General features: G+C 59.3%; 15 protein-coding genes and 1 tRNA gene. 2 read left to right on the top strand and 14 right to left on the bottom strand.

Annotated elements, in window-relative coordinates; translation table 11 throughout:
• Window positions 1-13 precede the first annotated feature (13 nt).
• The 11 genes from sdhA to murI all read right to left on the bottom strand — a co-directional run bounded on the left by sdhA (window position 14) and on the right by murI (window position 8,777).
• On the bottom strand, window positions 14-1,825 hold the full coding sequence (gene sdhA / locus K341_RS0103945) for a succinate dehydrogenase flavoprotein subunit (protein WP_026761925.1): 1,812 nt from the start codon (window positions 1,823-1,825) through the stop codon (window positions 14-16).
• Between the two features lie 24 nt (window positions 1,826-1,849).
• Window positions 1,850-2,482 (bottom strand): succinate dehydrogenase/fumarate reductase transmembrane subunit, encoded by a 633-nt coding sequence (locus tag K341_RS0103950; RefSeq protein WP_026761926.1) that lies wholly within the window; start codon window positions 2,480-2,482, stop codon window positions 1,850-1,852.
• An 86-nt stretch (window positions 2,483-2,568) separates the two neighbouring features.
• Window positions 2,569-3,126, bottom strand: coding sequence for a Fe-S-containing hydro-lyase (locus K341_RS0103955; protein ID WP_026761927.1), 558 nt, complete (start codon window positions 3,124-3,126; stop codon window positions 2,569-2,571).
• 39 nt (window positions 3,127-3,165) lie between these two features.
• Window positions 3,166-4,008, bottom strand: coding sequence for a fumarate hydratase (locus K341_RS0103960; RefSeq protein ID WP_009658211.1), 843 nt, complete (start codon window positions 4,006-4,008; stop codon window positions 3,166-3,168).
• A 305-nt stretch (window positions 4,009-4,313) separates the two neighbouring features.
• Complete coding sequence (locus K341_RS0103965) at window positions 4,314-4,796, bottom strand: metallophosphoesterase family protein (RefSeq protein ID WP_026761928.1); 483 nt, start codon at window positions 4,794-4,796, stop codon at window positions 4,314-4,316.
• Window positions 4,797-4,844: 48 nt separating this feature from the next.
• Window positions 4,845-5,456 carry an RdgB/HAM1 family non-canonical purine NTP pyrophosphatase gene (rdgB, locus tag K341_RS0103970; protein WP_026761929.1) on the bottom strand — a complete coding sequence of 204 codons (612 nt, stop codon included), beginning with the start codon at window positions 5,454-5,456 and terminating at the stop codon, window positions 4,845-4,847.
• Window positions 5,457-5,458: 2 nt separating this feature from the next.
• Entirely contained in the window at window positions 5,459-6,205 is a 747-nt protein-coding gene (gene rph, locus K341_RS0103975) for a ribonuclease PH (protein WP_026761930.1), read from the bottom strand.
• A gap of 116 nt (window positions 6,206-6,321) precedes the next feature.
• Window positions 6,322-6,984 (bottom strand): hypothetical protein, encoded by a 663-nt coding sequence (locus K341_RS0103980; protein ID WP_026761931.1) that lies wholly within the window; start codon window positions 6,982-6,984, stop codon window positions 6,322-6,324.
• Complete coding sequence (locus K341_RS0103985) at window positions 6,977-7,546, bottom strand: hypothetical protein (protein ID WP_026761932.1); 570 nt, start codon at window positions 7,544-7,546, stop codon at window positions 6,977-6,979. Before K341_RS0103985 ends, K341_RS0103980 begins: the two co-directional genes overlap by 8 nt.
• Entirely contained in the window at window positions 7,539-7,973 is a 435-nt protein-coding gene (locus K341_RS0103990; RefSeq protein ID WP_009438750.1) for an acyl-CoA thioesterase, read from the bottom strand. The genes K341_RS0103985 and K341_RS0103990 overlap by 8 nt, the downstream gene beginning before the upstream one ends.
• Window positions 7,974-7,988: 15 nt before the next feature.
• The gene (gene murI / locus K341_RS0103995) at window positions 7,989-8,777 is read right to left on the bottom strand and encodes a glutamate racemase (protein WP_026761933.1); all 789 of its coding nucleotides are present in this window, start codon (window positions 8,775-8,777) and stop codon (window positions 7,989-7,991) included.
• A gap of 389 nt (window positions 8,778-9,166) precedes the next feature.
• On the opposite strand from murI, the gene brnQ reads away from it, so the two are divergent.
• Complete coding sequence (gene brnQ, locus K341_RS0104000) at window positions 9,167-10,525, top strand: branched-chain amino acid transport system II carrier protein (protein ID WP_026761934.1); 1,359 nt, start codon at window positions 9,167-9,169, stop codon at window positions 10,523-10,525.
• A 66-nt stretch (window positions 10,526-10,591) separates the two neighbouring features.
• Window positions 10,592-10,680: transfer RNA gene (locus tag K341_RS0104005), tRNA-Ser, on the top strand.
• 73 nt (window positions 10,681-10,753) lie between these two features.
• Here K341_RS0104005 and upp read toward each other — a convergent pair.
• Genes upp through rpiB form a run of 3 tightly spaced genes read right to left on the bottom strand, consistent with a single transcriptional unit; the run spans window position 10,754 to window position 13,177 of the window.
• Window positions 10,754-11,410 (bottom strand): uracil phosphoribosyltransferase, encoded by a 657-nt coding sequence (gene upp, locus K341_RS0104010; protein ID WP_009350540.1) that lies wholly within the window; start codon window positions 11,408-11,410, stop codon window positions 10,754-10,756.
• A gap of 57 nt (window positions 11,411-11,467) precedes the next feature.
• A complete protein-coding gene (gene glyA, locus K341_RS0104015; protein ID WP_026761935.1) occupies window positions 11,468-12,715 on the bottom strand; it encodes a serine hydroxymethyltransferase in 1,248 nt (415 codons plus the stop codon).
• A gap of 12 nt (window positions 12,716-12,727) precedes the next feature.
• Window positions 12,728-13,177: a ribose 5-phosphate isomerase B gene (rpiB, locus tag K341_RS0104020; protein ID WP_026761936.1), complete on the bottom strand. Its 450-nt coding sequence runs from the start codon at window positions 13,175-13,177 to the stop codon at window positions 12,728-12,730.
• Between the last annotated feature and the right edge of the window lie 80 nt (window positions 13,178-13,257).

Here is a 13,257-nt window from a genome sequence, read left to right on the forward strand (position 1 = left end):
CTTCCGTCCTCCCTTACTCCTTCTTCGCAACGGCATAGTTGCGGGCGCGCGCCTTGATGAGCGAATGCTCGAAATCCATATAGCTGACGATCGGCTCTTCGGTCTGCGGATCGTAGTCCACGATCGTGGTCTTCATGAAACGCTCGTCGTCACGTCCGTAGAACATCAGCTCGCCGTCGGCGTCCGTCATGCGCTCGCCCTTGTCGTCGAGGAGGATCTTCGCGTGTGCGCCGCGGCTCTCATCGCGGCAGCGCGCCGCCTTTGTGACCGCCATCGCGTACAGGATCATGTTGCGGAGCTGGCGGACGAACATGACTTCCTGATTCGCCCATGTGCCGCGATCCGTCACGCCGATGTCGTCCCAGCGCTTGAGGATGCCCTTGAGCTTTTCAAGACAGATGTCAAGTCCCTTGTTGTCGCGCTCGATGGACACATAGTCGTACATGATCTCGCCCATCTCCTGATGGAGTTTGTGTGCGTTCTCGGGACCGTCCATCGCACGGATCTTGTCAAACTCGGCGACGGCTTCCAGGCGCGCCGCCTCCATCTCCTCCTCGGTCAGAGGCGCTCCGCCCGCACCGCTGCGCGCCCAGCGCAGCGCCTCAGGGCCCGCAATATGTCCCGAATACGTCGCGGAGAGAAGAGAGTTCGCGCCGAGACGGTTCGCACCGTGGTACTGATGATCGCACTCGCCCGCCGCCATAAGCCCGGGGATGTTTGTGTGGTGGTTGCGGTCGACCCAGATTCCGCCCATGGAATAGTGCACGGACGGGAAAATCTCCATCGGCACTTTGCGCGGATCCTGCCCGACGAACTCGGAGTACATCTCGAGAATGCCGCCGAGCTTGTGTTCAAGGTAGTCTGCGGGGATATGCGAGAGGTCGAGGTAGACGCGGCGGTCGTTGTTGACGCCGAGTCCCATATGGACGCAGACCTTGAAGATCGCGCGCGAAGCGACGTCGCGCGGCACGAGGTTGCCGTATGCGGGGTACATCTCCTCGAGGAAGTACCACGGTTTGCCGTCCTTATACGTCCAAATGCGCCCGCCCTCACCGCGGCACGCCTCGGACATGAGACGGTTCTTGTCCGAGCCCGGAATCGCCGTCGGATGGATCTGAATGAACTCGGGATTGCCGATGTGCGCGCCCTGCTGATACGCGGAGGAAACCGCAGAACCGTTGCAGATCGTAGACGCCGTGCAGCGGCCGAACACCTGACCGGGGCCGCCCGTTGCGAGCATGACGACGTCCGCCGGGAACGAACGAATCTCGTTCGAGTTCATATTCTGCGCGACGATGCCGCGGACGATGCCGTCCTTGTTCTTAATTGCGCGGATGTATTCCCAGAACTCGTATTTTTTGACCTTGCCCTTGACCTCCCAGTGCCGCACCTGCTCGTCGAGTGCGTAGAGGAGCTGCTGACCGGTCGTCGAGCCGGCAAACACGGTGCGCTTGTTCTTCTGTCCGCCGAAATTGCGAAGATCGAGCACGCCCTCGGAGGTACGTGTAAAGGGGACGCCCATGCGGTCGAACATCTTCACGAGACGCGGCGCCGCTTCGACCATGCCCTTGACGGCGAGCTGATCCGCGAGGAAATCGCCGCCGTAGACCGTATCGTCGAAGTGTTCATAGATGCTGTCGTGCTCGCCCTTCGTATCCATGCAGGCATTCATGCCGCCCTGCGCGCAGAGCGAGTGCGAACGCTTCACCGGGCAGTAGGAAAAGAGATCGACCGTGCCGCCGCCTTCGCAGACCTTCATCGCCGCCAGCAATCCCGCAAGGCCGCCGCCGACGATAATAACCTTATTTTCAGGTACTTTAGCCATTATTACTCTCCTTTGCTGCGGTTTTTACATGAAATAGCTGCCCATGAAGGCGAGCGTGACAAGGCTCATCAGCGTGCAGAGCCCCATCGCCATCGTGTTGATGACCGCCTGCGCGCGCGGACCTTTGGCGATGCCCCACGTCATGCAGAACGTCGAGATGCCGTTGCAGAAATGGAAGATCGCGGCGATCATGCCGAGCGTGTAGAGCACTGTGTGGAGGATGGCGTAGTCGCCCGTCACGAAGTAGGTGTAGAGGAGGTCATAATTGATGTGCGTCCCCATCATGCCCTTCTCCCAGATGCGCATGTAGCCGACATGCCAAATGAGGAATGGGATGAGAATCCACGCGGTATAGCGCTGCAGAGCAAACTGCCAGTTGCGGACATAGCCGTAGTTGCTCGGGTTGTTCTTCGCCTGTGCCGCAATGTAAATACCGTAGATTGCATGGAACAGAAGCGGTACGGCGATGGCAAAGATCTCGAGTCCGTAGAAAATCGGCTTTGGAATCAGCTCCATCATCGCCAGCGAATCATTGAACGCCTTTGCGCCGCCGAGCACCGTCGAATTCGTAAAGACGTGCTCGAAGAGGAACACGCCGACGACGACGAGACCGACCAATGAATGCAGCCGCCGCATGTAAAAGGTTGTGTGGAACATTTCATACCTCCTAAATATAATATAGACCCAAATGATTTGTCATGCGCCAAACCATCACCGTCAACATGATGCGGATCTTGCAGCCCCTATTCCTTGCGGTAGGGTTTCTGCCCGATCTCGTAGAAATCGTTGCCCTCGGAGTCAATGACAACGATGCAGGGGAAATCCTCGACCGTCAGCTTTGCCACCGCCTCGGGGCCGAGTTCGGGGTAGCCGACCACCTCGTACTTCTTCACGGATTTTGCAATCAACGCCGCCGCGCCGCCGACGGCGGCAAAGTAGGTGACGCCGTTCTTCTTCATCGATTCGACGACTTCCTTCGAACGGGAGCCTTTGCCCACCATGCCCTTGATGCCCTGCTCGAGCATCGTCGGCGTGTAGGCGTCCATGCGCCCGGAGGTCGTTGGGCCGCACGAGCCGATCGGATCGCCGGGCTTTGCGGGCGTGGGTCCCAGATAGTAGACGATCTGATCGTGCCAGTCGACCGGCAGCGGCTCGCCCTTCGCGAGCGCTTCGGTCATCGCCTTGTGCGCCGCGTCGCGGGCGCTGATGATCGTGCCCGTGATGAGCACGCTGTCGCCCGCCTTCAGTTTGCGCGACATCTCCTCGGTAAACGGCGTGGTAATGCGAATACTTTCCGACATAGCGCGTTCCTCCCTCAAAAATACACAGACAAAAGGCGATTACAACACGCGATGCGCATGGCGCAGGGCATGGCAGCAGATCGTGACCGCAACGGGGAGACCCGCGATGTGCGTTGCGCCCCATTCGATATTGACGGCAAGCGCCGTCGTCGTCCCGCCAAGCTGGGGTCCGATGCCCGTCTTGTTGATCTCCTCGAGCAGCTCGTTCTCGAGCCGCGCATACTCGGGCATCGGGTGACGCTCGTCGATGGAGCGCGTCAGCGCCTTCTTCGAGAGCAGTGCCGCCTGATCCATCGTGCCGCCGATGCCGATGCCGACGACCATCGGCGGGCAGGGGTTCGGTCCCGCGTGGCGGATGATGTCCATGACAGCCTTCTTGACGCCCTCGACGCCGTCTGCGGGCACGAGCATCTTCACGCCGGACTTATTCTCCGATCCAAAGCCCTTCGGCGCGATCGTGATGTCGATCTTGTCCCCCGGGACGATCTTCGTATAGATGATGCCCGGCGTATTGTTCTGCGTATTCTTTCGGTTGAACAGCGGTTCGGCAACAACGGATTTGCGCAGGTATCCGTCGGTGTAGCCCTTCGCGATCCCCTCGTTGATCGCGTCTTCCAAGAGGCCGTCCGTGATGTGGAGATCCTGCCCGACCTCTGCAAACACGATGGTCATGCCCGTATCCTGACAGTACGGACGATCCTCTGCGCGCGCGATCTCCGCGTTGCTGATGATCTGGTCGAGAACGACCTTGCCGACGGGCGACTCCTCCGTCTCTCTTCCTTTCTTAAGCCCCTCGTACACATCATTTGGGAGGTAATACGCCGCTTCCATACACATCTCGGCGACGTTCTCCGTGATTGCTTTTGCGTTTAGCTCTCGCAAAATAATCCCTCCTATAAATATAACTTATACACAGGTTAGTTAGACTATAACATATTTTTTTCAGGCTTTCAAGACTTTGAAAATCCGCGCCAAGCCTTGAAAATACTGAATCTCATTCATTTTCTCCCAAGGCCGCGCACGCGAAAGCAATCATGAATTTCACTATTCATTTTTAGTGTTATTTGCCATAAAAATAGCAATCAATAAAAATATTTTTATTGATTGCTATGCATTTTATATTATATATTGAAGTTTTATATTTTGTGATATGTGTTTCATATGAAAAAGCACTAAAAAAATTTTTATCAGATGCGAATGAGATTCACCCGGGGCGCAGCGCCTTCTTTCAAATCCATCAGCATGAAGGAACCGCGCCGTTCGTCGCGCGGGCGCGCAATGCTGCCGGGATTGAGCACGGTGACGTCGCCGCGCTCCATATACGCAATGTGCGTATGCCCGTAGACAGCAATATCCGCGCCCGCCTCGCGCGCCGCGGCGGCAAGGCGCTCCGTCCCGTACTCCACGCGGAACAGGTGCCCGTGTGCGAGAAAGACGCGGTGTCCCGCAACATCGACGGAGGTCTCATGATACGCGCCGTCCTCATCATAGTCGCAGTTGCCAAGAACACATACGACGGGTTTTTCCGTCAGCAACCGCAGCGTCTCCGCGTCCGCCGCATGATCCCCCGCGTGCAGCCAAAGCTCCGCTTCCGCCGCGCCCGGCACGGCAAGCATATCCTCAAAGACGCGCACATTCCCGTGACTGTCGCTGACCAGTCCGATCCTCATATTCCTCCGCCCCTTTCCACATCCTCACACATGATATTCACAAGCACATCACAAAATCCCGGCAACCAGCTCCTTCATCTCACGCAGCGCCGCCCCGCGATGACTCACCGCGTGTTTTTCCGCAAGGCTTAGCTCCGCCATCGCCTTACCGTCCGGGAGATAAAAATGCGGATCATAGCCAAATCCGCCCGTCCCGCGCGGCACGGGACGGATAAAGCCGCGGCAAACGCCCTCCGCCGTCAGCTCCCGTCCGTCCGCAAGAGCCAGCACGAGCGCGCAACGATAGGACGCCGCCGCATTTTCATTGCCGCGCGCAGCGAGCTCCGAGACGAGTTTCGCATTGTTCGCCGCGTCGTCGCCATGCACGCCCGCATAGCGTGCCGAATAGACGCCCGGCGCGCCGTCGAGCGCATCCACGGCGAGCCCCGAGTCGTCCGCGAGCGCGGAGAGCCCCGTCTTTTCACGATAGTAACGCGCCTTGATGCGCGCGTTCTCTAGGAATGTCGCGCCGTCTTCGACCGGTTCTCCAACCTCCGGCGCGTCCGGCAGCACCTCGTGCAGCCGAGAGAGCGGCACGAGCCGCACGGGGAGCCCTTCGAACGCCTTCTCCATCTCACGGACTTTCCCCGCATTCGACGTTGCAATCAGGATCGTTTCCATCCTCAACCCTCCCGCCCCGGCAGCCATGAAAGCGTCTCGCCGAGCGCCCTTTTCTGCACGTCGATGAGCTCTCGTATGCCGCGCTCGCCGAGATCGAAGAGCGCGTTCATCTCCGCGCGCGAGAACGCGCGCCCTTCGCCCGTCCCCTGCACCTCGATGAAGCTGCCCGCGCCCGTCATCACGAGATTCATATCAACCATCGCCTGAGCATCCTCTTCGTAGCAAATATCAAGCAGCGGCGTATTCTCCGCGCCGATGCCGACACTGACCGCCGCCGTGTAGTCGCGCACAGGGAAAACGCCGCGCTTCGTATAGAACGTCGCACACGCCTCGACGAGCGCAACAAACGCGCCTGTAATCGACGCCGTACGCGTGCCGCCATCCGCCTGCACGACGTCGCAGTCGATGTGAATCGTCCGCTCGCCGAGCGCGCGCGTATCCACCACCGCGCGCAGCGCGCGCCCGATGAGCCTCTGAATCTCCTGCGTGCGCCCCGTCTGACGTCCGCGCATCGCTTCGCGCGCCGTGCGCTCCGTTCCCGCGCCCGGGAGCATCGCATACTCCGCCGTGACCCAGCCCGTCCCGCTGCCTTTCAAAAAGAACGGCACGCGCTCCTCCACACTCGCGGAGCAGACGACGCGGGTATGCCCCATCTCGATGAGCGCAGAGCCGGCCGGATACCGCTGATAGCCGCGCTCGATGCGTACGGGACGCAGCTGATCGTGGCGTCTCAGATCTCTTCTCGGCATGAAATAAATCCCCTCTCGTCATTCATATCGTTCGTTCATCAAAAAAGCGAAACGCCGAAGTCTGCGCCGCCGCACATACTCCCTGCGTTCCGCTGCCATGGGGACGGGCGCGGCGTTTACGCCCTTTCTCCCTCCTGATACTGTCTGTAGTTCTTTATGATGCAGATCGGCGTCTTTTGCGAAGCGTTGCCGAACGGATTATCGAGCAGAAGCTGCGCCGCAAGTGCACCGTCGATGCCCGCCGAGACGCCCACGACGCGCGAGCGCTTCAGATCGTTGACGTCAGCGACCATCGCTCCGAACGCGCCGACGCGCTCCGTGATCTCCTGCGCCACGCGGTCGGGTTCGGCGGGACCGTAGACAATCGCCTTGTCGAACGGCGGCATCGTCCCCGTCACGTCGTCGATCATCGCGGCTTCTTTGCCGCCCCATTTGTAGAACATGCCGTTTTCCCCGACGAGCTTTGCGAGGAATCCTGCAAAGAGCGCCGCCGTCACACGCCATTTTCCCTCGACGTCCATGAGCGCCTGCATCCCGTGCGGACTCGCCAGACTCCCATAGTCGGGAATGAAGCGGCAGCAGAACTCCGCCATACCGGAAATTTCAAGTTCCTCCGGGAATACATAGCGATCCTGCGTAATGGCGACGACACTCTCGGCGCAGCAGACGAGATCGTCTCCCGTGACCTCTGCCCCGGCGTAGAATGCGATCGCCTCGGCGATGTCGTCCTCCTCGGTCAGGATGCGCGTCGGCACAGGGATAATATTTAACTCAGCCATGCTGCGCACCTCCTTCCTGCTGAAGCTCCACACCCGCAAGTGCGGCGATCTCGTCCGCCCCCATCATGATGATCGCTTTCTCGTAATGCACGGGCATCCGCCCCGTCTCCTGATAGATGAGATCGGCGCGAAAATCGACGAGGTGCGCAATCGCATCTTCAAGCGTACGCCCGCCGCGCGGCTCGATGGAAAGCTTCAGTACGAGATTGATGCGCTCCTTCTTCTGAATCAGCACGGCTTCGAAATAATCATCCGCGCGCGGCGCGCCCTCGAGCTCCACCTTGCCGCGCACGAGCGCGCCGTCATACTGCTCATAGGGGAGCTGTACGCGCAGGATCGCGTCCATGATCGTTCCGCATTGTTTCCCCTCATTGACAACGGGAAGCGTCGCCGCAATGACAAGTCGCTCCGGCGTTCGCTCCGCAACGGAAAAGTCCGTCATTTCGTCAAGTTGCAGAACGATTTCTTCCCTGCCGAAATAGGCAAATACGCTCTCTCTCAGCAGCAGAGGAAGCAATATAACGAGAACAATACAGTCTAATATAAGATTTAGTTCAGGCATCGATATTCCGCCCTTCTTTCTCCGCGCGCATCGCCGCCTCGAGCGGCTCGTAAAACTCCTTCGGCAGGCGCGTGATATGCCCCGTATCCCGTTTCGTAAAGACGTTCTCCGACATGCCTGTGACGAGGAGCTCCCCCGCTTCATTGAGGATGCGGTAGGTGAACGCCATCTTCGCCTTGGTCAGCGCGGTCGCCGTCGTCTCAATGCGGAGCGTGTCGTCAAAATGCCCGGGCGCGTGAAACTCTGCCCCCACCTTGATGATGGGAAAGACATAGCCCGCGTCCATCAGTGCGCCGAGCGTGATGCCGATGCGCCGCAGGTACGCGACCCGCCCAATCTCGAACCAGCGGATATAGTTCGCGTGATGCACGACCTCCATCGCGTCCGTATCGTAAAAATTCACCCGATGTTCTACCGTGATCGGCATGAATGCTCCTTTCCGTCAGTTGATCAGTTCCATGCGCTCGGCACGGCTGATAAAGCTCTCGATGCGCGCAAGCTCCTGTGCCCCCGCAACGCGCCGTCCGGAGCGAAAGAACGTGCAGTGCGCCGTGCGCTCCCCCTCCGGCTGCGTTGTGAGTCCCGCGCGGCGCGCCAGTTCCTCCACCGTGCCGTCGTTGCCGTCGGCAAAGGTCATCGTCTCCGGCATGAGCGACCGCATTGTATCCTTAAAAAAATTAAAATGCGTACAACCGAGTACGATCGCCGAGTACTGCGCAAGGTCGAACGGGGCAAACGCCGTGCGCAGATATTCTTCCACACGCGGCGAGACGAACTCCTGATGTTCCGCGAACTCCACGAGACGCGGGAGTGGGAGCAGATCGACGAGATGATTTGCATCGTAGGTATCGATCAGGCGATGCAGCTTTTCCCCGCGCACGGTGATGGGCGTTCCCGTCACGAGCACGCGGCGCGTTCGGTCGGCATCGAGCGCCTTTTTCACGGCGGGCTCCATCCCGATGATGGGAATGTCGTAGCGGCGGCGCATTTCGTCCGCAGAGACAGACGTCGCCGTGTTGCACGCGATGACGACCGCCTCCACGCGCTCCTCCTCCACGAGGAAGCGGAAGGCGTCACGCACGAAGCCGCGCACCTCGTCGACCGTCTTTGTCCCATAGGGCACATGGTCGCGGTCTGCAAAGAACAGGAACTCCTCGTCCGGCAGTGCCCGGCGCGCGTGTCCGAGTACCGTCAGTCCTCCCAGCCCCGAGTCGAACAGGGCGATTCGCATACGCTCACAACTCCTTCCTGCACCGCATGATACAGAGTATATTATAGCAAGTCCGCGCATTCAGTCAATAAAAAAGACACATTGCAAACGTGTCTTCTAACTGATATAATACTCGCAAAATACTGTCACAGCGGCAGGCGGTTTACTCTTGCCCCCATGAACCAAGAAGGGGGGTGAGCGCCATGAACGAGACAAATGTAACACTGTTGCTTTTTATCGTGCTTGTGCTGCTCTTAACAAGAAAGTAACCGCCCTCAGCTTCCAACTATAGGCGGTTAAATCCACTTCGTATGGGGCAAAGCCGTCTGCCGACAGTGCCTTTTCTATGTTTATTATAGGCTTTTCATTCGGATTCGTCAAGTCTTTCACCGTCATGAAGCAGGAGTTTTATGAAACACCGTCTGCGCAAAAAAGAGTATATGTTTGTCGCCTCTATGCTGTTCGGGCTGCTCTTCGGCGCAGGCAATCTGATCTTCCCCGCCGCGATGGGACAGGCGGCGGCGCGCGAGATGCTCCCCGCACTCGTCGGGTTCTGCATCACGGGCGTCGGTCTGCCGCTCCTCGCCGTCGCCGCGATGGGACTATCGGAGAGCGAAGACCTCTTTGCCATGGGCAGGAAGGTCGGTAATGGCTTCGCCTACTTCTTTACCTGCGCGCTCTACCTCGCGATTGGGCCTCTCTTTGCGATCCCGCGTACTGCTACCGTCTCCTTTCAGGTGGGCATCGTCCCCTTCGTCTCCCCGGAGGAGCAAAGTGCCGCACTCCTCATCTTTTCCCTGAGCTTTTTCGCCGTTACGCTCTACTTCTCCTTCCGCCCGTCCGGCATTCTGACATGGGTGGGCAAGGTGCTCACACCGCTCTTTTTATTTTTCCTCGGCATCCTCATCTGCGCCGCCGTGCTCGCTCCAATGGGCGATGCGACGGCGCTCATGCCGACCGTTGCTTACGAATCGCACAGCTTCTTCAAGGGACTGCTTGAGGGCTACAACACGATGGACGTGCTCGGCGTCCTCGCCTACGGCAACATCCTCATCCGCTCGATTCGCCTGCTCGGACTTTCTGAACCGCGCGATATTTCCTACGGGACAATCGTTTCCGGCTCGCTTGCCGCGCTCCTCATGGTCGTCATCTATGCCGCGCTCACCTACGTCGGCGCGCAGAGCCGCAGCGTTTACGGCATCGATGCGAACGGCGGCGACGTGCTCCATCACATCGCACTCCATTATTTTGGCTCGTTCGGCAGCATCCTACTCGGCATCACGATCACATTCGCCTGCCTCAAGACCTCCATCGGACTCATCACCGCGTGCAGTACCGCGTTCGCACAGCTCTTCCCACGTGCATGCTCCTACCGCGTCTATGTAATCTTATTCTGCCTGTTCTCCTGCGCCGTCGCAAATGTGGGGCTCAGCCGCATCATCGGCTACTCGCTGCCCGCGCTTTACTTCCTCTATCCGATCTCGATGATGCTCATCGTCCTGTGCCTGCTCGAATCACAAATCGGCTACCGGCGCAGCGTATTCGTCTGCGGCATGATCGGCACGGGCATCGCCGCCGTGTTTGACCTCCTGCGTGCGCTGCCTCCGGGCGTGCAGGAAATCATACCTGCCTGTGCCGCGCTCCGCGCTACGGGCGACATGCTCCCCTTTGCCGCGCTCGGCATGGGATGGGCGCTCCCCGCCGTCGTCGGTACATTGTTCGGTTACCTTCTCTCATTGCGCAAAAGCGGATTGCCGCCTGCGAAATAATTTTCCCCGGTGCGCGCCTATTGACAGGAATCGCCCCTCTTTGCTAAAATAAAGACCGTTTCCCCCGGAGAGGTGTCCGAGCGGTTTAAGGAGCCGGTCTTGAAAACCGGTGATGCGGCAACGCACCGTGGGTTCGAATCCCACCCTCTCCGCCATATGAAGACGAAAAACGGGGCTGATGTACGAATGGACATCGTACATCAGCCCCGTTTTTGTTATATGAACACTTTACAGAGTACCAAAAATACGGTCACCGGCGTCACCGAGTCCGGGAACAATGTAGCCGTGGTCGTTGAGCCGGTCGTCGACGGCAGCGACATAGATGGGGACATCGGGATGGTCGGCGGCGACGCGGCGAATACCCTCGGGGGCGGAGACAAGACACATGAGGATGATGTTCTTCGCGCCTTTTTCCTTGAGCAGTGTCAGTGCCGCTGAGGCGCTGCCGCCCGTGGCGAGCATGGGGTCGGGAACGATGAGCGTGCGATCCTCGATGCCGGTCGGGAGTTTTGCATAGTATTCGACAGGCGCAAGAGTCTCAGGGTCGCGATAGAGCCCGATATGCCCAACGCGCGCGGCGGGCACGAGCGAGAGAATGCCGTCGAGCATCCCAAGACCTGCGCGCAGAATGGGAACAACACCGAGCTTCTTCCCCTCAAGCACCTGCGCCCGGCAGGGCGCGACGGGCGTCTCGATCTCGACGTCACGCAGCGGGAAGTCGCGCGTGATCTCATACGCCATGAGCATCGCGATCTCGGAGAGGAGTTCGCGGAACTCCTTCGTCCCCGTCTCCTTCATCCGCATGATGGTCAGCTTGTGCCGAATCAGCGGATGATCGACAATGTGCAGACTTGGTATCTCAGACGGGCGGAACGATTCAGCCATAGGTGGGACTTCCTTTCTTCTCTTGTGCGTCAAAATTCATACGTCAAAACCGGCATTTTATTCATACAGCGGGTATTTTTTGCAAAGGACGTCGACGCGCGCGCGCGCTTCGGTGCGGCGGCTCTCGTCTGCCGGCGCATCCAGCACATGTGCAATGATGCGCGCCACTTCGCGCATATCTTCCTCTTTGAATCCGCGCGTGGTGAGCGCGGGCGAGCCGAGACGGATGCCGCTCGTGACGAACGGACTGCGCGGCTCAAACGGAATGGTATTGCGGTTCGCCGTGATATTGACCTCATCGAGGAGATTCTGCGCTTCCTTGCCCGTGATGTCCTTGCTCGTAAGATCGACGAGCATGACGTGTGTATCCGTGCCGCCCGAGACGATGCGGTAACTACGCTGCATGAGTTCGTCCGCGAGTGCGGCGGCGTTCTTTACGACCTGTGCGCCGTATTCCTTGAACGAGGGCTGCAGAGCTTCGCCGAGCGCGACTGCCTTTGCCGCGATGACGTGCATCAGGGGACCTCCCTGAATGCCGGGGAATACCGCCTTATTGATCTTCGCGCCGAGCGCCTCATCGCGCCCGAGGATCATGCCGCCGCGAGGTCCGCGCAGCGTCTTGTGTGTGGTCGTGGTCACGATGTCCGCATGGGGGACAGGGCTCGGATGCTCTCCTGCGGCAACAAGTCCCGCGATGTGCGCCATGTCGACCATGAAATACGCGCCGACCTTCTTTGCAATCGCACCGATGCGCTCAAAGTCGATGATGCGCGCGTAGGCGGACGCGCCCGCGATGATCATCTTCGGACGGTGCTCTTCGGCGAGACGTTCGAGCGCCGTATAGTCGATGCGCTCGGTTTCCTTATCGACGCCGTAGGGGATGACCTTGAAATACGAGCCGGAGATGTTGACGGGGCTGCCATGTGTCAGATGCCCACCGTCCGTGAGGTTCATGCCGAGAATCGTATCGCCCGGCGAGAGAAGTGCAAAGAACACCGCCATGTTCGCCTGTGCCCCAGAATGCGGCTGGACGTTCGCCCACGCGGCGCCGAACAGCTCCTTCGCGCGGTCGATCGCAAGCTGTTCCACGATATCAACGTATTCGCAGCCGCCATAGTAGCGCTTGCCGGGGTAGCCCTCGGCATATTTGTTCGTGAGAACGCTCCCCTGCGCCTCCATGACCGCGCGGCTGACGATGTTCTCCGAGGCGATCAGCTCGAGCTTCGTCCGCTGACGGTTCAGCTCCTTTTCGATTGCCTCAAATGCCTGCGCGTCCGCCTGTGCGAGACTGTCCATCATGCTCATGCAAAATTCTCCTTACGCTTCCTTATTCTCCAGTGCCATTATCTTCTCGATGCGCCGCATGTGGCGCCCGCCCTCGAACTCCGTGCGCATCCACGCGCGCACAATCTCGCCCGCCGGGCCAAAGCCGAGCACGCGCCCGCCGAGGACGAGCACGTTCGCATCGTTGTGCCGCCGCGACATCATCGCCGTGTAGACATCGCCGCAGAGCGCGGCGCGGATGCCGTCGATCTTATTCGCCGCGATCGAGATGCCGACGCCCGTGCCGCAGAGCAGGATGCCGCGGTCGGCGCGCCCGCTCGTAACGTCTGCGCAGACCTCGAGCGCGATGTCCGGGTAGTCCACCGCGTCCCTGCCGAACGTCCCTACATCCTTTACGTGTACGCCGTCGAACTCACGGAGCACCATCTTAACCTCGTCTTTGAGCTCCACTGCGCCATGATCGCTGCCGATCGTGATGTTCATAGGAACTTCCTCCTTTTCGATCTCTTATTTCTTGGTATTTTAGCACAAAATTCTTAAAAAAAACAGAGTTTTGCCGCCCG

Source organism: Centipeda artemidis DSM 19719 (genome assembly GCF_000426665.1).
Classification (GTDB): domain Bacteria; phylum Bacillota; class Negativicutes; order Selenomonadales; family Selenomonadaceae; genus Centipeda; species Centipeda artemidis.